This is a genomic window from Flagellimonas meishanensis (assembly GCF_019880545.1).
In the GTDB taxonomy this organism is placed as follows: Bacteria; Bacteroidota; Bacteroidia; order Flavobacteriales; family Flavobacteriaceae; genus Flagellimonas; species Flagellimonas meishanensis.
The window spans coordinates 1,146,328-1,168,683 of sequence record NZ_JAINVW010000001.1 but is presented as its reverse complement, the minus strand read 5'-3'; the positions used below and the strand labels follow the sequence as shown (position 1 = coordinate 1,168,683).

Genomic DNA, 22,356 nt, shown 5'->3' with positions numbered 1-22,356 from the left:
TGGCAGATCCCAGCCTCAAATTTTCCTATCGCTGCGTCCATATTGAAACAACCTCTTTTTTTAACCAAAATTTTAATCACGAAAACGCTTTCGTAATCCAAAAATAATTATTTTTGTTGCATTAACAACAATAATCATTGGATTAAAAAAATATAATTTATGGAAACTTCTACCCTGCCCAATGCAACAAACAGCAAGTTGCAGGATTTTATGCCCATCAATGGCACCGACTACGTGGAACTCTATGTGGGCAACTCCAAGCAGGCTGCTCACTTCTATAAAACCGCTTTTGGTTTTCAATCGTTGGCCTACGCCGGATTGGAAACGGGGTTGAAAGACCGTGAAAGCTATGTGGTGGCGCAGGATAAGATTCGTCTTGTACTGACCTCCCCTTTAAAAAGCGGAACGGAGATTGGCAAGCATATAGATAAGCATGGTGACGGCGTAAAAGTGGTAGCCCTTTGGGTAGATGATGCCACCTATGCCTACGAAACGGCTATGGCCAAAAGAGCCAAGTCGTACATGGAACCCATTGTTGAGGAAGATGGCACTGGCAAAGTGGTGCGTTCCGGAATCTATACCTACGGTGAAACGGTCCATATTTTTGTGGAGCGAAAGGATTACAACGGTATTTTTCTGCCAGGCTTTAAAAAATGGGAAACCCCAGATTACAATCCAGCACCAACCGGTCTTAAATTCGTGGACCACATGGTGGGCAACGTAGGATGGAACAAGATGGACCATTGGGTCGGATTCTATGAGAACGTATTGGGATTCAAAAACATCCTTTCTTTTGATGACAATGACATTTCCACAGAATATACCGCATTGATGAGCAAGGTGATGAGCAATGGAAACGGTCGCATCAAGTTTCCCATCAACGAGCCCGCAGAGGGGAAAAAGAAATCCCAGGTAGAGGAATACCTTGATTTTTACGAAGGTGAAGGGGTGCAACACGTGGCCGTGGCCACGGACGACATCATCAAGACCGTACGCGATCTAAAGAGCCGTGGCGTGGAATTCCTAAGGGTTCCAGAGACCTATTACGATGCCGTAAAGGATCGCGTTGGCAAGATTGATGAGGACATTGCCCCATTAAAAGAACTTGGAATTCTTGTAGATAGGGATGATGAAGGCTATCTGTTGCAGATTTTTACCAAACCCGTGGAACCAAGACCCACCATGTTTTTCGAAATCATACAAAGAAAAGGGGCACAATCGTTCGGAAAAGGTAACTTTAAGGCATTGTTTGAAGCTATAGAGCGTGAACAGGAGTTGCGCGGAACGCTTCATTGATAGAATACAAGTGCAAGTGCAAGCTTTAAAACCAAAGGTGAATCCCTATTTGAGCTTTTTGCTTGCCACTTGAACTTGTAACTTGAATTTAAATTTCAAAATTTAGACTATGCCGATTTACCATAAGCTTGGAAAAATTCCACAAAAACGGCACACCCAGTTTGAAAAATCAGACGGAGGGCTTTATTATGAGCAGTTGTTCGGCACAATCGGTTTCGATGGCATGTCGTCCCTGCTCTATCATATCCACCGTCCCACCCAGGTGAGGGAAATTGGCAAGCCCTTGGACATGACTCCAAAAATTGCGGTGCAAAGGAATATCACTTCACGTAAGTTGATCGGATTCGATGTGCAGCCGAAAGATGACTTTCTGGAAGCAAGAGAACCTCTTTTGGTGAACAACGATGTGCATATTGGATTGGCCGCGCCTAAAAAATCACTAACGGATTATTTCTATAAAAATGCCGATGCGGATGAGATGCTCTTTATCCATAAGGGTTCAGGAAGGTTAAAAACCTTTTTGGGGGATATCCCTTTTGAATATGGCGATTACCTAATCATTCCGCGGGGCATGATCTATCAAATTGAGTTTGACACGGAGGAAAATCGCATATTGTATGCGGAGTCATTCCATCCCATTTATACACCCAAACGATATCGGAATTGGTTCGGACAGCTTTTGGAACATTCCCCTTTTTGCGAGCGGGACTATAAATTGCCGCAAGATCTAAAAGCCCATGATGAAACTGGAGCGTTCATGATGAAAATCAAAAAGCAGGGTATGCTTCACAGTTTGGTCTATGCTACACATCCTTTCGATGTGGTCGGCTGGGACGGTTATAACTACCCCTACGGATTTTCAATCCATAATTTTGAACCCATCACCGGACGCGTTCACCAACCGCCTCCAGTGCATCAAACCTTTGAGACCGGAGCTTTTGTGATCTGTTCGTTCTGCCCTAGGCTTTATGACTATCACCCCAAGGCCATTCCAGCTCCCTACAACCATTCCAATATCGATTCTGATGAAGTCTTATATTATGTGGATGGGGATTTCATGAGCCGCACGGGAATTGGACCGGGTTACATCTCGCTGCACCCCGCCGGGATTCCACATGGACCACATCCGGGCACCTACGAAGGTAGTATTGGCAAAAAAAATACCGAAGAGCTAGCGGTGATGATCGATACCTTCAAACCCCTGCAGATTACAGAAAATGCCCTCAAGATTGATGATGGCAAGTACTATAAATCTTGGTTGGAATAGCAAAGTGGTTAAACGTTGGACTTTCGATATAAGAAATACTGAATTCATCTTATCCAACATCTAACTTCCCATATCTAATATTTAAATAATAAATGATCGTAAGCATACCCAAAAACTCAGACTTTTCCATACATAACATTCCTTTTGGGATATTTTCAACCAAAGACAGAAGCCCACGTGCCGGTGTGGCCATTGGAGAGCATATTCTGGACTTGGCCGCTTTGGCAGAACTGGATGTGTTCAATTTCAACACCGCCGTTCTGGAACAGAAACACCTCAATGATTTCATCTCATTGGGAAAAAACATCACATCCAAGGTGAGGACCGACATTCAGGCTTGGTTACAGGATGATAATTCCATTTTGGCTGGAAATCCGGAGTTGTTCGTAAAGCAATCCGAGGCACAGATGCACATGCCCATTCATGTGGGCGACTATACCGACTTTTATTCCAGTATTGAGCATGCGACCAACGTGGGGAAAATGTTCCGCAATCCAGAAAATGCCTTGTTGCCCAACTGGAAACATATACCCGTAGGGTATCACGGAAGGGCCAGCTCCATTATTGTAAGCGGGCAGGCCATACACCGCCCAAATGGGCAAACCCTGCCCAAGGATAGCACTACCCCTGTGTTTGGACCGTCGCAACGGCTGGATTTTGAACTGGAAATGGGTTTTGTGGTCGGCAAAGACACAAAAATGGGAGAGACCATTTCAACCAATGAAGCGGAGAACTACATTTTTGGCCTGGTATTGTTCAATGATTGGTCGGCACGGGACATCCAAAAATGGGAATATGTGCCACTGGGACCATTTTTGGCCAAGAATTTTGCTTCTTCCATCTCTCCTTGGATAGTCACATTGGAGGCTCTGGAACCGTTTCGCATGCCAGGTCCAAAACAGGAGCCCATGGTACTGCCCTACTTGGCCTATTCGGGGGAGAAAAACTATGACATCAATCTGGAAGTTGGCATCACACCGGAAAATGGTGAAGAAACCACGGTGTGCCATAGCAACTTCAAACACATGTACTGGAACATGGTCCAGCAATTGGCCCATCACACCGTGAATGGATGCAATGTGCACGTGGGCGATATGATGGCCTCCGGAACCATTTCGGGCAAGGATGAAAACAGCTATGGTTCCATGTTGGAACTGGCTTGGATGGGCACAAAACCCCTAAAATTGAAGGATGGAACAGAGCGTAAGTTCATTAATGATGGCGATACGGTAACCATGCGGGGATATGGAGAAAAAGGTGGTATCCGGGTAGGTTTTGGTGAAGTATCAACAAAAGTGCTCCCAGCAAAATGATAAAAACCATAGATCCCAGTCAAATTTCCCAGCCAGACCTTCACAATATATTGTTGACAGCAGTCGCACCACGACCTATTTGCTTTGCAAGCACCGTGGACAAAGATGGAAACGTGAACCTGAGTCCCTTCAGCTTTTTCAATGTATTCAGTTCCAATCCGCCAGTGATGATCTTCTCGCCTTCCCGAAGTGGCCGCGACAATACAACCAAACACTCCCATCAAAATGTGAAAGAAGTTCCTGAGGTGGTCATTAACATCGTCAATCATGATATGGTGGAGCAAATGTCACTTTCCAGTACTGCATATGATAAAGGGGTAAATGAATTTGTAAAAGCTGGATTTACACAAGTCCCCAGCGAAACGGTGAAACCGCCCAGAGTGGGCGAAGCTCCTGTCTCCTTTGAATGTGACGTGGAACAGGTCATTGAGCTTGGCCAAACTCCCGGAGCAGGGAACCTTATCCTCGCCAGAGTAAAACTCATTCACATCAACGAAGCTTATGTAACAGAGGGTATTTTGGATACCGAAAAACTGGACTTGGTGGGGCGCATGGGCGGCAGCTGGTATGTCCGTGCCAACAACAGTGCCCTTTTTGAAATTCCCAAACCCATTAGGACCAAGGGAATTGGTGTGGATGCGCTTCCTGAGGGTATCCGTCAAAGTGGGGTGCTCACGGGCAACAATCTGGGTCGATTGGGCAATTTGGAACGGTTGCCTTCCAAGGAAGAAGTCATTGAAACCCTCAAAAGTTTGGATTTGAAGGCCACATCCAAATCGGAAATGCATAAAATGGCACAGCAAATTTTGGAAAAAGGAAACACAGAGCAGGCAATGGCCCTGTTGATGCACGCCGAAACCCTCTGATCATGGAAAAAGGAATAGAATCCATTTTTAAATCCCATCTGGAACCAAAAGAAGTTTATAAGGGAGGCAAGAACATCCCTCCTTCTCTGAAAAAAATCTATAAACTTTCTTCCAATGAAAATCCATTGGGTCCATCCCCCAAGGCAATACGAGCTATTAAGTCGGTTTTGGACCAGATTGACCTTTATCCCGACCAAACGGACATAAGGCTACGGGAAGCTTTGGTCCAAGACTTTGAGGGAAAGTTGGCCGCAGACCAATTTTTGACTGGAAACAGTGGCTCGGAGGTGATTGATATGATTTTGAGGGCCTTTATTAATGAAGGAGATGAAGTGATCTACTCCAATCCCTGTTTTCTGCCCTATTCCGTTTTCTCAAGATGGTATGGGGCCAGACAAATTGATGTTCCCTTGATGGCCCCGAATTACGATTTGGATGTAAATGGTATCCTTGACGCAATAACCGCCAGGACCAAAATCATTTTTTTGACAAGTCCCAACAACCCTACGGGAACTTATATTCCCAAACCAATTTTGGAAGATTTCCTCTTCAAAATTCCAAAAAACATAGTGGTGGTCTTTGATGAGGTCTATCGCCATTTTGCAGATGCCAGGGATTATGTTACCGCGCTTCCTTATGTCCAACAGGGACACAATATCATCGGTTTGAACAGCTTTTCCAAAACGTATGGACTGGCCGGCCAGCGCATCGGATATTGCTATACCACTGCAACCATAGCTAATTACATCCGACTGATCCACAAACCATTTTTATTGCCTTTGACCTCGATAGAAGCTGGAATTGGGGCGCTCAACGACCATGAATTTGTGGCGGAGACCGTCAAAACGGTACACGAGGGACGTGCCTATCTTGAAAAGGAATTTAAAAAACTCAACATGATCTACTGGCCCACCCAAGCCAACTTTTTCATTATTGACCCGCCGTTGCCAGAGATGGAATTCACGAACAAAATGATGGAGGAAGGCATCATGGTGCGACCGGTTTCCCAATTTGGTGCTCCCGGCAAAGTTCGGATCACCATTGGGGATCAAGAGGCCAATATGGCCTTGGTGGAAGCCTTGAAGGTGATCATCACAAAAACATAACGTAGTTCCCAGGCTTATTTGGCAGTTTCGTAAAACGCTCCATTTATTATGTTGGAAAAGTGGCAGGCATCCAGTGAAGAAGAGCTTCAACACTTGGCACGGAAAAAGAAAAAATATTCCAAATCAACCGTTTGTAATTCAATCTAATAATTGTACATTTGCAGCCCGTTTAACGGATTAGGTTTCAAAAACAATAATTTTCAAGAAGTGGACACATTAAGTTATAAGACTATTTCTGCCAACAAATCCACCGTTGACAAGCAATGGTTGTTGGTTGATGCTGAAGGACAGGCATTGGGAAGATTGGCATCCAAAGTGGCCAAGTTGCTAAGAGGAAAACATAAGACCAACTACACTCCCCATGTGGATTGCGGGGACAATGTCATCGTGATCAATGCGGAGAAAATCACCTTGTCCGGCAATAAATGGAACGATAAGGAATATTTGAGATATACCGGCTATCCAGGTGGCCAAAGATCTACCTCTGTTGCCGAATTGTTGCAAAAGCATCCCGAGCGCATAGTTGAAACATCCGTAAAGGGAATGTTGCCCAAAAATAAATTGGGCGCCGAGCTTTTTAGAAACCTAAAAGTATTTGCAGGACAAGAGCATGGCCATGAAGCCCAAAAACCAAAAGCTATAAACCTAAACGACTACAAATAATGGAAGTGGTTCATAAAATTGGTAGAAGAAAAACCGCTGTTGCCAGGGTATATGTTTCCGAAGGAAAAGGAAATATCACCGTCAACAAAAGAGATTTAAAAGAATACTTTACCACAGCGACCTTGCAGTACAAGGTAATGCAGCCTTTCTCACTTACAGATAATGAAGGTGCCTATGATGTTAAGGTAAATGTGTACGGTGGGGGCATTACAGGTCAGGCCGAAGCAGTGCGTTTGGCACTATCCCGTGCCATGTGCGAAATAAATGGAGAGAACAGGGACATCCTTAAACCAGAAGGTTTATTGACAAGGGACCCAAGAATGGTTGAAAGAAAGAAATTCGGACAGAAGAAAGCCCGTAAGAAATTCCAGTTCTCCAAGCGTTAATATTCTGGTGCTTTGCACCACATACAAATAGAAGTTCATTGAAAGCCCTGATTTTTTCAGGGTTAAATTTTAACCAAGTTGTCGTTGTTCCAAAAAGGATAAAAATCGACTTTTTGGAATTTAGTTTAGCATCTAAATGGGTAGGGCGAGCCTAGTGCGACCACCAATCCATTGCTACTCCAACGGAACGTAAACTAATTACAAAAAATGGCAAGCAAAATTGAAGTCAAAGACTTATTGGAAGCAGGTGTACACTTTGGTCACCTAACAAGAAAGTGGAATCCCAACATGGCCCCATATATATATATGGAGCGCAATGGAATCCACGTAATCAATCTCTACAAAACAGCGGCAAAGTTAGAGGAAGCCAACGAGGCCCTCAAGAAAATTGCAGCATCAGGCAGAAAAATCCTTTTCGTAGCCACAAAGAAACAAGCCAAGGACATTGTCGCGGACAAGGTTTCCAAGGTAAACATGCCCTACATCACCGAAAGGTGGCCCGGTGGTATGCTGACCAACTTTGTCACTATCCGAAAAGCGGTCAAGAAAATGGCATCCATCGACCGCATGAAGAAAGATGGAACCTTCAACACCCTTTCTAAAAAAGAAAGACTGCAAGTGGACCGTTTGCGTGCCAAGTTGGAGAAAAACTTAGGTTCCATAGCCGACATGACCCGTTTGCCAGGTGCCATTTTCATTGTGGACACTATGCGCGAGCACATTGCCGTTAAGGAAGCCCAAAAATTGAACATTCCCATTTTTGCCATGGTCGATACCAATTCCGACCCAAGACCCATCGACTTTGCCATTCCAGCCAATGATGATGCAGGAAAATCAATCGAGATTATTCTTGCCTCGGTGACCAGTGCCGTAGCGGAAGGTTTGTCAGAGAGGAAAAGTGAAAAGCAAGAAGAAGAGGAAGAGGAAACTCCAAAAGCCAAGAAAAAAGAAGTAGTTGAGGAGAAAGAAACCAAAGCCGAGGAAAAAGCTGTAAAGGAAGAACCAGTGGTTGAGGAGGAAGAGACAAAGACCGAGGCCAAGGAAGAGAAAAAAGTTGAGAAGAAGGCCGCTGCACAGGCAGACGACCTTACAAAGGTCGAGGGAATTGGACCAAAAGCAGCGGAAGCCCTTAGCAATAGTGGCATCAGCACCTATGCTGAGTTGAGCAAGGCCGATGCGGAAAAAATCAAGGAGATCCTTACCGAGGCAAGTTCAAGAATGGCCCATTTGGACCCAACAACTTGGCCCAAACAGGCCAAAATGGCCGCAGATGGTAAGTGGGACGAACTGAAGGAATGGCAAGATAATGCCAAAGGAGGGGTCGAAGCCTAAGATTTGATAAACGTTATCCATAAAAACAAGACACTTTTATAGTGTTTTACCCTACATAAATTTTAAAAGCATAGAAAATGGTAAAGATTACCGCCGCAGAGGTAAATAAATTGAGACAGACCACCGGAGCCGGTATGATGGATTGCAAAAAGGCTTTGGTTGAAGCTGAGGGCGATTTTGAAAAAGCAATTGAAATCCTAAGGAAGAAAGGCCAGAAAGTTGCAGCCAACAGAGCTGACAGGGATTCTTCTGAAGGTGCCGCAATCGCAAAAGTAAATGCAGATGGCACCCAAGGTGTAATCATCTCGTTGAACTGTGAAACAGATTTTGTGGCCAAGAACGAAAGCTTTGTGAAGTTGGCCAATGATTTCGCAGATTTGGCTTTGAAATTTGACAGTAAAGATGATTTTTTGGCCGCAACCTTCAACGGAATTACCGTGGCCGAAAAATTGACCGAGCAAACCGGTGTTATCGGTGAAAAAATCGAGATTGGAAGTTTTGAGAAACTTAGCGCTCCCTTTGTCGGTTCTTACATCCATGCCGGAAATAAAATTGCAACATTGGTAGGCCTTTCCGCCAATGTGGATGGTGCTGCCGAGGCTGCCAAAGATGTAGCCATGCAAGCGGCCGCCATGAATCCCGTTGCCCTGGACGAGGCTGGTGTTGACCAATCCGTTATTGATAAAGAGATTGAGATCGCCAAAGATCAATTGCGCCAAGAAGGTAAACCAGAAGCCATGTTGGATAACATTGCCAAAGGGAAATTGAAGCGTTTCTTCAAGGACAACACCTTGGTCAATCAAGATTTTATCAAGGACAGCAAGCAAAGTGTGGCCCAATATGTAAAATCAGTCGACCCAAAACTGGAAGTGACTGGATTTTCAAGGGTTGCCCTGGGATAAAAACGTATTACAATTAAAAGCCGCTTCTAAAGAAGCGGCTTTTTTTTTTGAGATATCCCATAAATAATTTTGATTATTTTTGTCCGGACTTCAACAAATCCTCAATGCAATACAAAAGAATTTTACTCAAATTAAGTGGAGAAGCCCTAATGGGTGAGCAGCAATATGGCATTGATGGTAAACGCCTTGCCGAATATGCAGAGGAAATAAAGGCCGTGGTTGAAAAAGGGGTGGAAATTGCCATTGTAATTGGGGGAGGCAACATTTTTAGGGGTCTTTCCGGTGCAAGCCAAGGCATGGATCGTGTACAGGGCGATCACATGGGGATGCTGGCCACCATAATCAACGGCCTCGCCTTACAAAGCGCCTTGGAACTAAAAGGTGTGGAAACGAGATTGCAGTCCGCTATAAAAATCAACGAAGTAGCCGAGCCCTTTATCAGAAGAAGAGCCATACGGCATTTGGAGAAAGGCAGGGTGGTCATTTTTGGTGGCGGCACTGGAAATCCATACTTCACCACCGATTCCGCAGCAGTTTTAAGGGCCATAGAGATAAAGGCCGATGTTATTTTGAAAGGGACCCGGGTCGATGGAATCTATACCTCGGACCCAGAAAAGGATAAAAATGCGACCAAATTTGATTCCCTTTCCTTCAACGAAGTTCTGTCCAAAGGGCTCAAGGTCATGGATACTACCGCTTTCACCTTAAGTCAGGAAAACGAACTTCCCATTGTTGTTTTCGATATGAACACCAGGGGAAATTTGATGAAGATCGTTTCCGGGGAAAATATCGGAACCGTTGTCAACATTTAAATGGCATATACTTTGATTCTTAAATTTTAAATTGAAAAAATTATGGACGAAGAAGTACAAATAATACTGGACAGCACTAAAGAAAGTATGGACGCCAGTATTTCCCATTTGGAAAAAGAGCTTGTAAAAATAAGGGCGGGCAAAGCCAGCCCCATGATGCTATCCACGGTGATGGTGGAATATTATGGTTCCCAGACCCCACTTTCACAAGTTTCCAACATAAACACGCCGGATGCAAGGACCATTTCGGTGCAGCCCTGGGAAAAAAACTTGCTATCGGAAATCGAGTCCGCCATTATGAACGCCAATTTGGGCTTTAACCCCATGAACAATGGTGACATGGTCATCATCAACGTTCCTCCCTTGACCGAGGAACGAAGAATACAACTGGTGAAGCAAGCCAAGACGGAGGCAGAAGACGCCAAAGTAGGTGTGCGCAGTGCCAGGCAGGACGCAAACAAGGAATTAAAGGCCTTGGACATTTCGGAAGACCTTTTGAGCAATGCAGAAGTGGATGTACAGGAACTGACTGACAAATACATCAAAAAAATAGACTCTATCCTTACGGTAAAGGAAGCCGAAATCATGAAGGTTTAACCGCTTTTCGTCGAACTTACCCAATTTCTAGGAACACAGCGCATCATTTTCTACCTTTGCGCCCAATTATCCCCCCATGGTAGCAAAGCTCACAAAAGGATTTTGGCCCAAGGTAGCACGTATTATCCTCCGTAATAGAATTCTAATTCTACTTGCGATTGCAGGGGTTACCTTTTTTTTGGCACTCCAGTGGAAAAATATGCAGTTTTCGAATACTGAGGCCAATATCCTTCCCGATGACCACCCGGCCACGGTCAATTACAACGCCTTTAAGAAAATATTTGGCGAAGAGGGCAATGCTGTGGTATTGGCCATTAGGGACTCGGCGCTTTTTACCCCAAAACAATTCAACCGTTGGAACAAGCTGAGCAAACAGCTACAGGCATTTCCAGAGATTGATTTTGTGGTTTCCACGGACAACTTAAAAGTGTTGGTGAAGGATAGCCTGCAACAGGCGTTTGTCATGGAACCTCTCATAAAAAAACCGTTCACCACACAGGACGAGGTGGAAAAGACAAGGAATCAACTTTTCCAACAACTGCCCTTCTACGACAATCTTATCTACAACCCCAAAAGCGAAACCATACAAACGATTGCCTATCTGGACAAGGACATCATGAATACCGCGGTGCGGAACGAGTTCATTTTGAACGATCTTGGGGATCTGGTCAAAAATTTTGAAAATGAAACCGGATTGGATGTCCACGTTTCGGGAATGCCCTACATCCGGACCTGGAACACCAAATCCATTGTGGACGAAATTGGAGTATTCATACTGGCGGCACTTTTGGTAACATCCCTAATTTTTTTCTTTTTCTTTAGGAGTTTCAGGGCCACTTTCATATCCATGTTCGTGGTGATCATTGGGGTGATGTGGGCCTTCGGCATTCTTGGTCTTTTTCAGTATGAAATCACTATCCTTACAGCACTGATCCCTCCCTTGATCATTGTAATTGGAATTCCCAACTGCATTTTTCTTATCAACAAATACCAGCAGGAGGTAAAAAAACACGGCAACCAAGCCCTTTCACTGCAACGTGTCATTTCCAAAATAGGAAATGCTACCCTTATGACGAACATTACCACGGCCTCAGGATTTGCCACCTTCATCATACTGGACAGTGACCTTTTGAAAGAATTCGGAATCGTGGCCTCCATAAACATTATTGGGATTTTTATCCTCTCCCTGTTGATCATTCCCATTGTCTACAGTTTTATGCCGCTTCCCAAAACCAAGCACCTGAAGCATCTCAACAAAAAATGGATCGACTTTTTCGTGAACTGGATGGAGCGCATGGTAAGAGATCATCGAATTGGGGTATATATAACCGCTGTTCTTGTTCTGGTGCTCAGCATTATTGGCATTTATCAAATAAAAATTACTGGAAGTCGCATTGAAGACCTTCCGAAAAACACGCACTATTTTAAGGACATTCGCTTTTTTGAGGAAGAGTTTGATGGAATCATGCCCCTGGAAATTGTTGTTGATACCAAACGAAAGAACGGGGCCGTAAAACCGGCCACCCTTAAAAGGATGGACCAATTGGGAGAGCTCATCGAGGAAACACCCGAGCTATCCAAGTCCATTTCTTTGGTCAATTTGGTAAAGTATTCAAAGCAGACCTTCTACAATGGCATTCCCAAATACTATCAACTGCCCACATCGCAGGAGAACACTTTTATCATGGACATGGCAAGAAAATCATCCAGTGATGATGACCTGCTAGAAAGTTTTGTGGATAGTACGGGGCAGGTGGCCCGTTTGACAACCTTTATGCGCGATGTGAAAATAGAACGGATGGAAGAAATCGAGCAGGATTTGCAGCAGGCCATCAACAAATTTTTTCCGGTAGAGCGCTACAATGTATACATGACGGGCAAGGCCCTACTATTTTTAAAGGGTACGCGGTACTTGGTAAAGAACCTTTTGATTTCACTTGCCTTGGCCATTGGATTGATTTCGCTGTTCATGGCCTATCTGTTCCGATCTTTCAGGATGGTGATCATATCGTTGGTTCCCAACCTGCTTCCGCTAGTGATTACGGCAGGGCTCATGGGGTATCTAGGAGTCCCCATCAAACCGTCCACCATTCTTGTTTTCAGCATTGCTTTCGGTATCTCGGTTGATGACACCATTCATTTTCTGGCCAAATACAGGCAGGAATTGACCGCCAATCGCTGGCAGATAAAAAAGTCGGTCTATGCGGCCCTGCGGGAGACCGGTGTAAGCATGTTCTACACTTCCATTGTATTGTTCTTCGGGTTTTCGGTTTTCATCATTTCCAATTTTGGGGGCACAAAGGCATTGGGAGGACTGGTTTCGGCCACCTTGCTATTCGCTATGCTGTCCAATTTGATCTTGCTTCCGTCCCTGTTGCTCTCCTTGGAAAGAAGCATTGCCAACAAACAAGTGCTCAAAAAACCACAGATCGATATATTACCCAAGGACGAAGACTCCGTCAAGGATAAATAGTTGGGGAAACGGCCATAAATAATGGTATCCCATTGCCCTCTGTTTTTCAAAAACTTATCTTTACGCCTTAATTTACCAGAAGCGAGAAATGAAATCATATTCCGTTAAAGAACTATTGGAAAAGCAACCCGTTGGGGATGTGGTCGTAATAAACGGCTGGGTGAAAACCTTCAGGAGCAATCGCTTCATTGCCCTGAATGACGGCTCCACCATACACAATCTGCAATGTGTGGTCGATTTTGAGCAATTTGACGATGCCCTGTTGAAACAAATATCCACAGGGGCGGCATTAAAAATTTCCGGGACTTTGGTAGAAAGCCAGGGCAAGGGGCAACTTGTGGAAATCCAGACAACGGACATCTTTGTGCACGGCAAGGCGGATCCCGACACCTATCCCATTCAACCAAAAAAGCATTCCCTCGAGTTTTTAAGGGAAAAGGCGCACCTGCGGATACGGACCAATACCTTTGCTGCGGTAATGCGCGTGCGTTCAGCACTTGCCTTTGCCATACACAGTTATTTTCAGCAGAACGGATTTTACTACATGCATGCTCCCATCATTACCGGTTCCGATGCCGAAGGGGCGGGAGAAATGTTCCGGGTGAGCACATTAAACCCCAAGAATCCACCCTTGACAGAAAATGGCGAAGTGGATTATGAACACGATTTCTTTGGTAAAGAGACCAATCTCACCGTTTCTGGTCAGTTGGAAGCGGAAACCTATGCCATGGGCCTGGGCAAGGTGTATACCTTTGGCCCCACGTTTAGGGCGGAAAACTCAAATACGTCCCGTCATTTGGCGGAATTTTGGATGATCGAGCCCGAAATGGCCTTTTATGATCTGGATGCCAACATGGATTTGGCCGAAGACTTTATCAAATGGATTCTGAAATATGTACTGGACAATTGCAATGATGACCTGCAGTTTTTGGAAAGTCGCCTGTTGGATGAGGAGAAATCCAAACCACAGCACGAAAGATCGGAAATGCCACTGATTGAAAAACTTAAGTTCGTTGTTGAAAACAATTTTAAAAGGGTTTCCTACACCGAGGCTATCGACATTCTGAAGAACAGCAAACCCAATAAAAAGAAAAAATTCCAATTCCCCATAAATGAATGGGGGGCCGACCTGCAAAGCGAGCACGAGCGTTTTTTGGTGGAAAAACATTTCAACTGCCCGGTTATCCTTTTTGATTACCCTGCCAACATCAAGGCGTTCTATATGCGCCTGAACGAAGATGACAAGACCGTTCGGGCCATGGACGTTCTTTTTCCTGGCATAGGGGAAATAGTGGGAGGATCCCAAAGGGAGGAACGCTTGGATGTGCTGCAGCAAAAAATAAAGGCCTTGGATATTGATGAAAAGGAGCTGTGGTGGTATCTGGACCTAAGACGATTTGGTACCGCTGTGCACAGCGGTTTTGGATTGGGCTTTGAGCGCGTGGTGCAGTTTGCAACCGGCATGGGCAACATCAGGGATGTAATTCCATATCCAAGAACACCCCAGAATGCGGAGTTTTGATCCGAATTCTTAAATTTATAAGAAGGAACATTTAGGTATGCTAAAACAGCACTTACAATTTAAGCTTTCCCAGAAGTTGTCTCCACAGCAGATTCAGCTCATGAAACTGATCCAATTGCCCACGCAGGCATTTGAGCAGCGGTTGAAGCAAGAATTGGAAGAAAATCCAGCACTTGAAAGTGGAAAGGCCGAGAGTGAAAGCATGGACGATGACTATGAAGATTCCTATGATGATTCCCCAGACCACGAGACCATTTCCACGGACGAGATCAATATTGATGATTACCTGAGCGACGACGAAATTCCCGATTACAGGACAAGGGCAAACAACTACAGCTCCGATGATGAAGATAAAAGCATTCCTTATGCAGCGGGTATTTCTTTCAACCAACACCTGCTGAACCAACTCAATACCATTTATTTGGATGATGAGGAATGGTCCATTGCGGAATTTCTTGTGGGCAGCGTGGACGAAAGCGGCTATATCCGTAGGCCCCTCTCCGACATCGTGGATGACCTTGCCTTCACCCAAAACGTATACGTGGAGGAGCGTAAGATTGAATCGGTGCTAAAGGTGGTACAACGGTTGGACCCCCCTGGAGTAGGCGCAAGATCATTGGACGAGTGTCTTTTGATCCAATTGAAACGAAAAGAGAAAAGACCAGCTATTGAATTGGCCATAGCCATTTTGGAAAAGTCCTTTGAACAGTTTACCAAAAAACATTACGCCAAGCTTATCCAAAAACACCATATTGGCGAAGAGGAATTGAAAGAGGCCATAGGCGAGATTGAAAAACTGAATCCAAAACCCGGGGGATCCTATGCGGGAAACAATAGAATTGTGGAACACATTGTCCCCGATTTTTCCATCCGCATCGTGGAAGGCGAACTGGAACTGACCCTAAATGGAAGAAATGCCCCGGAACTCCATGTCTCAAAAGAGTACAACAACATGCTTCAGGGATATAAGGATTCCAAAAACAAAACCAAGTCCCAGAAGGATACCGTACTGTTCATCAAACAGAAACTGGATGCGGCCAAATGGTTCATCGACGCCATTAAGCAACGGCAGCAGACCTTGTTCGTGACCATGAGCGCCATCATGAACTATCAAAAGGAATACTTTATGACCGGGGATGAAAGAAAACTTCGCCCCATGATTTTGAAAGATATCGCCGATGAGATAGACATGGATGTATCCACCGTTTCCAGGGTAGCGAACAGCAAGTATGTGGACACTCCCTACGGGACCAAATTGATCAAGGAGTTCTTTTCCGAATCCATGAAAAATGAACAGGGAGAGGATGTGAGCACCAGGGAGATCAAAAAAATATTGGAGACCGTCATTGGTGATGAGGAAAAGAAAAAACCGCTCACGGATGACAAACTTGCCAAAATGTTGAAGGACCGTGGGTATCCCATAGCACGACGCACTGTGGCCAAATACCGGGAGCAATTAGGGATTCCAGTGGCCCGGTTAAGAAAGCAGATCTGATGCGTCATTTTTTCAGCATAGTTTCCTATGTTTTTCATCCCCTTTTCATTCCCGTGGGAGGCACTATCATTTATTTCATGATCGCCCCTTATAGCACACTGGAGATCCAAAGCGGCAACATACTTCCCATTTTCATCCTCACGGTAATCATTCCCATCATCTTCTTTTTGATCTTGAAGAACATAGGTGCCATTAATTCCATTTTCCTGCCCACATTACAAGAGCGTAAATACCCCCTTTATATCAGTTGTGTCTTGCTGTTGATGATTTTGTACAAGGTGATCCCCAACAACTACGTGCATGAACTTTTTTATTTCTTCACCGGATTGTTGACCGCTACCTGTACTGCCTTGATCTTGCTTTTTCTAAAATTCAAGACAAGCATACACTTATTGGGCATGGGCAGTATTCTGATGTTCATGATTGGGTTGAGCATTCATTTTGAAAAGAACATCACTTTGGCCATAAGTTTGTTCATTTTGGTGACCGGCCTGGTGGCCACCTCCAGGCTGTACCTGAGTGCGCACACCAAAGTGGAACTTTTGATTGGATTCTTGATTGGGGCGTGCTCCCAACTGATCATACTGAAGTACTGGCTATAAAATGTAGAAAATCACCCCGATTCGTAGAGCCCTAAGGTTGATTGGATCACCATTTTCCAAAGTGGCCCCATCCTTCAACAAGGGATTAAGGGCATAGTAAGCATGGATATTCCAGGTGTTATACCCAAAGTTGAGCATTAGGCCATACTGTAGGTCCTGTATATCGGTATTTGAAAAACCATCCGTCCCATCCTCGGTAACCAACCGTGATCGACCTCCAAATACATAGCCCAATTTTGCACCGGCATATATCCGCCAAAATTTATATGTTTCGGCTGTGGATGTCCGCCAACGCAGCTCTAGGGGAAACTCCACCGCATGCGTCTCCAACTTACTGCGCTTAAACTGCTCAGAACTTAAGACTTCATAAACGATGCTCCCATCCACCTCGGTCGCTCCAATATTGGTATAATATGAATTGGTGGCGTACCCCACGCCAAGGCCCAAACCAAAATTTCTTCTTTTATTTAGGGGCATATCCTTGATGAACCCGAGTTGAAAATTATAGGAAAGACTTTGCTGTGTAACACTTTCTGGCCTATCCAACACAAAGTTGAACCCAAGGCCCAGATAAAACTGGTCCTCCAGATATTTTTCATCATAACCTCCCTCCCGAACTTCCTGACCATAGGTTGGAGGCAGACAGCACAATAGCGATATGGCACACAGATATTTTCTCATTCAAACAGGACTCATACAAAAATAGGTGAGATCTCCCCAAACAAAAAACGCTCCAAACTAATCTGGAGCGTTTTCCACTAAATCTAAGTTATTGATTACTGTAAATTATTGAAGGCATCCCCCTCATAGGTGGTATAATTCACCTTTAGGGCGTTCACTTTCCTTAATTCCTGTTTAATATCGGCGATAAGGCCCATATTGGCATCCTTATCCACCTTTAACGCAGTAGTCAATACATTCTGCAATTCCTGAGGTTTCTTTGCACGCTCGGCCAAGATATAGGACCCAACCTCCTCCACATTGGCAAACTTGTCGTTCAACTGTATCTTGGGCTCGGTCCCGAACACCTTTTGATACTCTTGAGTGGGTTTGCCCACATAGATGTAGATCACGCGATCCTTTTTTTCCAATTTCTTGGTCTCCGATGCATTGGGAAGCGTATTTTCGACAAGAAGGGAACTGTCCTTCATTGTGGTCACGGTCATAAAGAAGAACAACAACATGAACACGATATCAGGCAATGATGCGGTTGAAACCGCTGGTAAATCCCCGTCTTTCTTTTTTGCAAACTTTGCCATAAAAACTATACTTTAATTACTTGTGGTTTCGGCTTCCGACAGTTTCTGTGGAAACATGTCCTGAACACGCTTTACTTTGTCCTTAAGGTCATCCCTAACTTTGGAGGGAGTCTCAGGGTTCAAAAATTCCGCTTCCATTTCGGTAAAGTCCCTGCCGAACAATCTTTGTGCCTCCCGGTTCCTAAGTTCGTTGTAAGCCCCAACAAGTTCGTTCTGTACCGTTATATAGGTCTTGTACTTCGTTTCGCGGTCGTTCTTCAGCGATATAATGGCTTTCTCTGGATTATCCGAGGAAGAAGCATCTTTCTTTCCCTTGCAATAGTTGCAACTTCCATCACCATTATTTTCAAGAAATGCAACTGCCGCTTTTCTTAAATCCTTCAAATTCATCAGATTATCCTCTACCAACAATTGTCCATTCTTGTTGATGTTCACCGTGAAGATATTTTTCTGCTTGATGACAACATCAACATCCTCTGGCGGCTCCATGGGCGGTAGCATACGGTCCAAGCCTGCATCAGTCTCTATGGTTGTGGTAACCAAGAAAAAGATAAGCAGTAGGAATGCAATGTCCGCCATTGAACCGGCATTGACCTCCGGAGCTCCTTTTCTTCTAGGCATAACTTACTTTTTTTACTTTACAAACATTTTCTTCAAACCTGGCAATACCATCAACAAAACGGCCACAAGGGTAAGAATGAAAAATACATTCAATCCCATACCGATATTCTTGACGGTGCTTTCAGTAGTTTCAACTCCTCGTTGTGACATGGCTTCAACAACGGCCATATTGTCGGAAGACAATCCATAGGATATGGCGACCACAATGGCCAACCCACCAATGGCAAACAAGGATTTCTTTAGACTTCCAGGTGTGGAGAGCAATTTTTTGAGACCAAAAAATACGGACGCCACCACTGCTATGGCCAACAACAGATACATAATGATGAACATAAAGTTCATGGAACCACTGTTGATGGCATCTGGATCGTCAGCAGAGGGCAGGGAGAACCAAAGTACGGCCGCTATCAACCCGATGACGATGAGTGCTATTTTTACTATTTTATTCATGATTCTCGATAGTTTATGATTCGTAATTATTTTTTGTGCGCTGCCAACATATCAATCAAGGATATGGAGGAGTCTTCCATGTCGTTTACGATGCTATCGATTTTTGCAATGATATAGTTATAGAAAATCTGTAGGATAATCGCCGTGATCAAACCAAATACGGTTGTCAACAACGCCACCTGGATATCCCCTGCAATCAATGAGGCACTCAAGTTACCTACCGCTGCAATTTTCTGGAAGGCCTGGATCATACCGATTACCGTACCCATGAACCCAAGCATGGGTGCAATGGCGATAAAGAGCGACAACCAAGATACGTTTTTTTCCAACTGTCCCATTTGCACACCTCCGTAGGCAACAACGGCCTTCTCTGCAGATTCCAATCCTTCTCCGGCTCGGTCAAGACCTTGGTAGAAAATGGAAGCAACGGGTCCTTTGGTATTTCGACAAACCTCTTTGGCGGCCTCTACACCTCCAGATGCCAATGCATCTTCCACTTGTTGCTTGAGTTTGGATGTGTTGGTAGTGGCCAAATTCAAATAGATGATTCTTTCAATTGCCACTGCCAAGCCCAAAATCAAACAAAGAAGTACAATTCCCATAAAGGCAGGACCCCCTTGGATGAACTGTTCTTTCAATACCTGAGTGAAACCTTTGCTGGCTTCAGCCGCAGCTTCATCTTGTAACATGGCTGCAGAAGCAGTCGTAGTTCCTAAAACAAACATTCCGGCAGCAGCCAGAGTAAAGGATATTTTTTTCATTTCTTCAAACTTAAATTTAGTTAGTTAATAATGTTAAAGATATAAAAATTTTACAATTGAAAAATTAAAATACCTAGCAGAGAGGAAGGGATTCGAACCCTCGATACACTTTTGGTGTATACACACTTTCCAGGCGTGCGCCTTCGACCACTCGGCCACCTCTCTATTAATCGATAATTAGGCCGTCCAATAAACAAAAAATTTATTAGTTATAGAAATTTGGGGCGTTAATTTTAACTCATTTCACCCCTGAGCGATGTTTCAAAAACGGTCTTGAACAGCCGGTCGGAAATCTTGGTCCCCAATAGGTACATCGCTTTTGTTATGGCCGCTTCGGTCGTAATGTCCTTTCCGTCAATCACCTGCATGCTGCCCAACCTTTTACTGGTCTCGTAATGTCCCATGGCAACCGAGCCCCCGGAACATTGTGTCACATTAATGATATGCAATCCTTTGGAAATGGAATCTTCAAGTGCATCCAGGAACCATTTGTCCATAGGTGCGTTCCCTGCTCCGTAGGTTTCCAAGATCAATGCCTTTAATCCTGGTATTCCAAGTACGGAACGTAGCACTTGCTGGTTTAGTCCGGGAAAAAGTTTCAGGACGGCGACATTATCGTCCAGATTCTTGTGCACCTTCAGCGGCTTTTTCTTTGGGGACGGTTCCCGCAGATTGGCATGATCCACCTTTAGGTATACCCCAGATTCTACCAAAGGTGGGTGGTTTAGCGATGCAAAGGCCTTAAAATGCTCCGCATTTATTTTTGTGGTCCTATTGGCACGATACAGTTTATATTCAAAATACAGCCCTACTTCCTGCACCACTGGTTGACCGTTTTCTTGAAGGGATGCTATTTCTATTGATGTAATGAGATTTTCCTTCGCATCGGTCCTCAAATCGCCAATGGGCAATTGGGAACCTGTGAAAATGACCGGTTTGGCCAGATTTTCCAGCATAAAACTCAATGCCGAGGCGGAATAGCTCATGGTGTCGCTGCCGTGCAGGACCACAAAACCGTCGTGCTCGGTATAGTTATCCTCGATTATGGTTGCAATCAATGCCCAATATTTGGGATTCATATTGGAAGAATCTATCGGTTCTTTGAAAGAAACTCCCTTTAGTTCACAATCCAACTGGTCCAACTCGGGAATGTTCTTGATGAGTTCCTCAAAATTAAAGGCCCTCAGGGAACCGGTTCTATAGTCCTTGACCATGCCAATGGTCCCTCCGGTATAGATCAACAAGATTTTGGTCTTCCTTTTCATGGACTAAATGCCAAATATGTGTTTAGAATTTTCTGTGGTTATCGCCGCTATCCTTTCGGCAGGGACACCGTAAATATGGGAAAGTTTTTCCAATACCTTAATTATGTATCCACTTTCATTACGCTTTCCACGATGTGGAACAGGTGCCAAGTAGGGCGAATCGGTTTCGAGAACAATGTGCTTTAAATCGATTTCATGCAAAAATTGGTCAATCTGGCCATTTTTGAAGGTGACCACTCCCCCAATACCCAGTTTCATGTTATACCCGATAGCCCGCTCCGCTTGTTGTTTGGTACCGGTAAAGCAATGGAAAATACCAAAAAGGCCATCTCCTTTTTCCTGCTCCAAAATTTCAAATATCTGATCAAAGGATTCCCTACTATGGATAACAATGGGCAATTTATGTTTTTTTGCGAGTCGAATTTGATGCACAAAAGCTTCTTGTTGCTGTTTCAAAAAAACTCTGTCCCAATACAGGTCGATGCCTATTTCCCCTACCGCATAAAATTTTCTTTTGGACAACCAATCGGCAACAAGTGCCAACTCTTCTTTGTAGTTTTCCTTTACATGGGTGGGATGTAGGCCCATCATCAAAAAAACGTTTTTGGGATATTTGGTCTCCAAATCCAGCATGGATTGCGTGTAGGTGGAGTCAATCGCCGGAATGAAAAATCGCTCCACCCCAGCATCCATGGCACGCTGTATCATGGCATCCCTATCTTCATCAAAAGCTTCGCTGTATAAATGGGTGTGGGTGTCAGTGATAATCATGTCGTAAAAATAGGCTTATCTTAGATGCTATGGAATTTTCATTTTGAAATAAACACCTAAATATTTCAACTGCCTGCCCGTCCGCAGGTGGGCGCTAAGTATGTTAAAGTTTAAAGGGACAAAGGCAAAATGGCATCACTAAAAAAGTTTCTCAAATCTAAAAAATACATCAAGATACCTTTGGTACTGACGGATACCGACCATTTTGAGATCAAGGCAAAGATCAATGGGATTTCCGGTCGATTTATTCTGGATACCGGGGCCTCCAATACCTGCGTGGGAATGGATAAGATCGATTATTTTGAAATGTTGTCCGAAACTTCGGAAATAAAAGCCGCAGGGGCAGGGGCCACTGAAATGGAAACCTTGGTCTCCTCCAAAAACAAGATCAAGATTGGGGATTGGAAAAAAAAGAAACAAAAAATTGTTCTTTTTGACCTGGTCCATGTCAACGAAGCACTGAAATCGCACAACGCCCTTCCGGTAGATGGGATCATTGGCGCGGACATCCTAAAAAAGGGGCAAGCGGTCATCGACTACGACAAAAAATGTCTCTACTTAAAAAAGTAAAGACATTTGTAAATTTAAAGGAGATTA

The 22,356-nt window shown here is 44.3% G+C and carries 23 protein-coding genes and 1 tRNA gene; 16 read left to right on the top strand and 8 right to left on the bottom strand.

Annotated features, from left to right (window positions below; genetic code table 11):
• The first annotated feature begins 159 nt into the window (after nucleotides 1-159).
• The 15 genes from hppD to K7G75_RS05220 all read left to right on the top strand — a co-directional run bounded on the left by hppD (nucleotide 160) and on the right by K7G75_RS05220 (nucleotide 16,632).
• Nucleotides 160-1,296, top strand: coding sequence for a 4-hydroxyphenylpyruvate dioxygenase (gene hppD, locus K7G75_RS05290; protein ID WP_222983173.1), 1,137 nt, complete (start codon nucleotides 160-162; stop codon nucleotides 1,294-1,296).
• A gap of 109 nt (nucleotides 1,297-1,405) precedes the next feature.
• Entirely contained in the window at nucleotides 1,406-2,563 is a 1,158-nt protein-coding gene (locus K7G75_RS05285) for a homogentisate 1,2-dioxygenase (protein ID WP_222983172.1), read from the top strand.
• A gap of 92 nt (nucleotides 2,564-2,655) precedes the next feature.
• Complete coding sequence (gene fahA / locus K7G75_RS05280) at nucleotides 2,656-3,876, top strand: fumarylacetoacetase (RefSeq protein WP_222983171.1); 1,221 nt, start codon at nucleotides 2,656-2,658, stop codon at nucleotides 3,874-3,876.
• Nucleotides 3,873-4,742 carry a flavin reductase family protein gene (locus tag K7G75_RS05275; RefSeq protein WP_222983170.1) on the top strand — a complete coding sequence of 290 codons (870 nt, stop codon included), beginning with the start codon at nucleotides 3,873-3,875 and terminating at the stop codon, nucleotides 4,740-4,742. Before fahA ends, K7G75_RS05275 begins: the two co-directional genes overlap by 4 nt.
• A gap of 2 nt (nucleotides 4,743-4,744) precedes the next feature.
• Nucleotides 4,745-5,848 carry a pyridoxal phosphate-dependent aminotransferase gene (locus K7G75_RS05270; protein ID WP_222983169.1) on the top strand — a complete coding sequence of 368 codons (1,104 nt, stop codon included), beginning with the start codon at nucleotides 4,745-4,747 and terminating at the stop codon, nucleotides 5,846-5,848.
• A gap of 207 nt (nucleotides 5,849-6,055) precedes the next feature.
• Nucleotides 6,056-6,511 (top strand): 50S ribosomal protein L13, encoded by a 456-nt coding sequence (rplM, locus tag K7G75_RS05265; RefSeq protein WP_222983168.1) that lies wholly within the window; start codon nucleotides 6,056-6,058, stop codon nucleotides 6,509-6,511.
• Nucleotides 6,511-6,897, top strand: coding sequence for a 30S ribosomal protein S9 (gene rpsI / locus K7G75_RS05260; RefSeq protein ID WP_222983167.1), 387 nt, complete (start codon nucleotides 6,511-6,513; stop codon nucleotides 6,895-6,897). Before rplM ends, rpsI begins: the two co-directional genes overlap by 1 nt.
• A gap of 207 nt (nucleotides 6,898-7,104) precedes the next feature.
• Nucleotides 7,105-8,229 (top strand): 30S ribosomal protein S2, encoded by a 1,125-nt coding sequence (gene rpsB, locus K7G75_RS05255; RefSeq protein ID WP_222983166.1) that lies wholly within the window; start codon nucleotides 7,105-7,107, stop codon nucleotides 8,227-8,229.
• A 77-nt stretch (nucleotides 8,230-8,306) separates the two neighbouring features.
• The gene (gene tsf, locus K7G75_RS05250) at nucleotides 8,307-9,131 is read left to right on the top strand and encodes a translation elongation factor Ts (RefSeq protein WP_222983165.1); all 825 of its coding nucleotides are present in this window, start codon (nucleotides 8,307-8,309) and stop codon (nucleotides 9,129-9,131) included.
• Between the two features lie 104 nt (nucleotides 9,132-9,235).
• Nucleotides 9,236-9,943, top strand: a complete 708-nt coding sequence (gene pyrH / locus K7G75_RS05245; RefSeq protein ID WP_222983164.1) for a UMP kinase — start codon at nucleotides 9,236-9,238, stop codon at nucleotides 9,941-9,943.
• A gap of 42 nt (nucleotides 9,944-9,985) precedes the next feature.
• Nucleotides 9,986-10,540 carry a ribosome recycling factor gene (gene frr, locus K7G75_RS05240; protein WP_222983163.1) on the top strand — a complete coding sequence of 185 codons (555 nt, stop codon included), beginning with the start codon at nucleotides 9,986-9,988 and terminating at the stop codon, nucleotides 10,538-10,540.
• Nucleotides 10,541-10,616: 76 nt separating this feature from the next.
• Nucleotides 10,617-13,013: an efflux RND transporter permease subunit gene (locus K7G75_RS05235; RefSeq protein WP_222983162.1), complete on the top strand. Its 2,397-nt coding sequence runs from the start codon at nucleotides 10,617-10,619 to the stop codon at nucleotides 13,011-13,013.
• Between the two features lie 88 nt (nucleotides 13,014-13,101).
• Nucleotides 13,102-14,535, top strand: coding sequence for an asparagine--tRNA ligase (asnS, locus tag K7G75_RS05230; RefSeq protein WP_222983161.1), 1,434 nt, complete (start codon nucleotides 13,102-13,104; stop codon nucleotides 14,533-14,535).
• 37 nt (nucleotides 14,536-14,572) lie between these two features.
• Nucleotides 14,573-16,030, top strand: a complete 1,458-nt coding sequence (gene rpoN / locus K7G75_RS05225) for an RNA polymerase factor sigma-54 (protein WP_222983160.1) — start codon at nucleotides 14,573-14,575, stop codon at nucleotides 16,028-16,030.
• Nucleotides 16,030-16,632 (top strand): hypothetical protein, encoded by a 603-nt coding sequence (locus K7G75_RS05220; protein ID WP_222983159.1) that lies wholly within the window; start codon nucleotides 16,030-16,032, stop codon nucleotides 16,630-16,632. Before rpoN ends, K7G75_RS05220 begins: the two co-directional genes overlap by 1 nt.
• On the opposite strand, the gene K7G75_RS05215 is transcribed toward K7G75_RS05220, so the two are convergent.
• The 8 genes from K7G75_RS05215 to K7G75_RS05180 form a co-directional block, all read right to left on the bottom strand.
• Nucleotides 16,627-17,313 (bottom strand): porin family protein, encoded by a 687-nt coding sequence (locus tag K7G75_RS05215; RefSeq protein ID WP_222983158.1) that lies wholly within the window; start codon nucleotides 17,311-17,313, stop codon nucleotides 16,627-16,629. The two genes, K7G75_RS05220 and K7G75_RS05215, sit on opposite strands and share 6 nt — an antisense overlap.
• A 95-nt stretch (nucleotides 17,314-17,408) precedes the next feature.
• Entirely contained in the window at nucleotides 17,409-17,891 is a 483-nt protein-coding gene (locus K7G75_RS05210) for an ExbD/TolR family protein (RefSeq protein ID WP_222983157.1), read from the bottom strand.
• A gap of 12 nt (nucleotides 17,892-17,903) precedes the next feature.
• Entirely contained in the window at nucleotides 17,904-18,512 is a 609-nt protein-coding gene (locus K7G75_RS05205; protein ID WP_222983156.1) for an ExbD/TolR family protein, read from the bottom strand.
• 12 nt (nucleotides 18,513-18,524) lie between these two features.
• Nucleotides 18,525-18,962: a hypothetical protein gene (locus tag K7G75_RS05200; RefSeq protein ID WP_222983155.1), complete on the bottom strand. Its 438-nt coding sequence runs from the start codon at nucleotides 18,960-18,962 to the stop codon at nucleotides 18,525-18,527.
• A 26-nt stretch (nucleotides 18,963-18,988) separates the two neighbouring features.
• On the bottom strand, nucleotides 18,989-19,723 hold the full coding sequence (locus K7G75_RS05195; protein WP_222983154.1) for a MotA/TolQ/ExbB proton channel family protein: 735 nt from the start codon (nucleotides 19,721-19,723) through the stop codon (nucleotides 18,989-18,991).
• Between the two features lie 77 nt (nucleotides 19,724-19,800).
• Nucleotides 19,801-19,888, bottom strand: a tRNA-Ser gene (locus K7G75_RS05190).
• A 68-nt stretch (nucleotides 19,889-19,956) separates the two neighbouring features.
• On the bottom strand, nucleotides 19,957-20,988 hold the full coding sequence (locus K7G75_RS05185; RefSeq protein WP_222983153.1) for an asparaginase: 1,032 nt from the start codon (nucleotides 20,986-20,988) through the stop codon (nucleotides 19,957-19,959).
• A gap of 3 nt (nucleotides 20,989-20,991) precedes the next feature.
• Nucleotides 20,992-21,759, bottom strand: coding sequence for a TatD family hydrolase (locus K7G75_RS05180; RefSeq protein ID WP_222983152.1), 768 nt, complete (start codon nucleotides 21,757-21,759; stop codon nucleotides 20,992-20,994).
• A gap of 129 nt (nucleotides 21,760-21,888) precedes the next feature.
• On the opposite strand from K7G75_RS05180, the gene K7G75_RS05175 reads away from it, so the two are divergent.
• Nucleotides 21,889-22,329 carry a retropepsin-like aspartic protease gene (locus K7G75_RS05175; RefSeq protein WP_222983151.1) on the top strand — a complete coding sequence of 147 codons (441 nt, stop codon included), beginning with the start codon at nucleotides 21,889-21,891 and terminating at the stop codon, nucleotides 22,327-22,329.
• Nucleotides 22,330-22,356: the final 27 nt, after the last annotated feature.

What these genes read in the sequence shown, in the direction of transcription:
- hppD (WP_222983173.1), top strand. Translation starts at nt 160, where the DNA reads ATGGAAACTTCTACCCTGCCCAATGCAACAAACAGCAAGTTGCAGGAT.
- K7G75_RS05285 (WP_222983172.1), top strand. Translation starts at nt 1,406, where the DNA reads ATGCCGATTTACCATAAGCTTGGAAAAATTCCACAAAAACGGCACACC.
- fahA (WP_222983171.1), top strand. Translation starts at nt 2,656, where the DNA reads ATGATCGTAAGCATACCCAAAAACTCAGACTTTTCCATACATAACATT.
- K7G75_RS05275 (WP_222983170.1), top strand. Translation starts at nt 3,873, where the DNA reads ATGATAAAAACCATAGATCCCAGTCAAATTTCCCAGCCAGACCTTCAC.
- K7G75_RS05270 (WP_222983169.1), top strand. Translation starts at nt 4,745, where the DNA reads ATGGAAAAAGGAATAGAATCCATTTTTAAATCCCATCTGGAACCAAAA.
- rpsI (WP_222983167.1), top strand. Translation starts at nt 6,511, where the DNA reads ATGGAAGTGGTTCATAAAATTGGTAGAAGAAAAACCGCTGTTGCCAGG.
- rpsB (WP_222983166.1), top strand. Translation starts at nt 7,105, where the DNA reads ATGGCAAGCAAAATTGAAGTCAAAGACTTATTGGAAGCAGGTGTACAC.
- tsf (WP_222983165.1), top strand. Translation starts at nt 8,307, where the DNA reads ATGGTAAAGATTACCGCCGCAGAGGTAAATAAATTGAGACAGACCACC.
- pyrH (WP_222983164.1), top strand. Translation starts at nt 9,236, where the DNA reads ATGCAATACAAAAGAATTTTACTCAAATTAAGTGGAGAAGCCCTAATG.
- frr (WP_222983163.1), top strand. Translation starts at nt 9,986, where the DNA reads ATGGACGAAGAAGTACAAATAATACTGGACAGCACTAAAGAAAGTATG.
- K7G75_RS05235 (WP_222983162.1), top strand. Translation starts at nt 10,617, where the DNA reads ATGGTAGCAAAGCTCACAAAAGGATTTTGGCCCAAGGTAGCACGTATT.
- asnS (WP_222983161.1), top strand. Translation starts at nt 13,102, where the DNA reads ATGAAATCATATTCCGTTAAAGAACTATTGGAAAAGCAACCCGTTGGG.
- rpoN (WP_222983160.1), top strand. Translation starts at nt 14,573, where the DNA reads ATGCTAAAACAGCACTTACAATTTAAGCTTTCCCAGAAGTTGTCTCCA.
- K7G75_RS05220 (WP_222983159.1), top strand. Translation starts at nt 16,030, where the DNA reads ATGCGTCATTTTTTCAGCATAGTTTCCTATGTTTTTCATCCCCTTTTC.
- K7G75_RS05215 (WP_222983158.1), bottom strand. Translation starts at nt 17,313, where the DNA reads ATGAGAAAATATCTGTGTGCCATATCGCTATTGTGCTGTCTGCCTCCA.
- K7G75_RS05210 (WP_222983157.1), bottom strand. Translation starts at nt 17,891, where the DNA reads ATGGCAAAGTTTGCAAAAAAGAAAGACGGGGATTTACCAGCGGTTTCA.
- K7G75_RS05205 (WP_222983156.1), bottom strand. Translation starts at nt 18,512, where the DNA reads ATGCCTAGAAGAAAAGGAGCTCCGGAGGTCAATGCCGGTTCAATGGCG.
- K7G75_RS05200 (WP_222983155.1), bottom strand. Translation starts at nt 18,962, where the DNA reads ATGAATAAAATAGTAAAAATAGCACTCATCGTCATCGGGTTGATAGCG.
- K7G75_RS05195 (WP_222983154.1), bottom strand. Translation starts at nt 19,723, where the DNA reads ATGAAAAAAATATCCTTTACTCTGGCTGCTGCCGGAATGTTTGTTTTA.
- K7G75_RS05185 (WP_222983153.1), bottom strand. Translation starts at nt 20,988, where the DNA reads ATGAAAAGGAAGACCAAAATCTTGTTGATCTATACCGGAGGGACCATT.
- K7G75_RS05180 (WP_222983152.1), bottom strand. Translation starts at nt 21,759, where the DNA reads ATGATTATCACTGACACCCACACCCATTTATACAGCGAAGCTTTTGAT.
- K7G75_RS05175 (WP_222983151.1), top strand. Translation starts at nt 21,889, where the DNA reads ATGGCATCACTAAAAAAGTTTCTCAAATCTAAAAAATACATCAAGATA.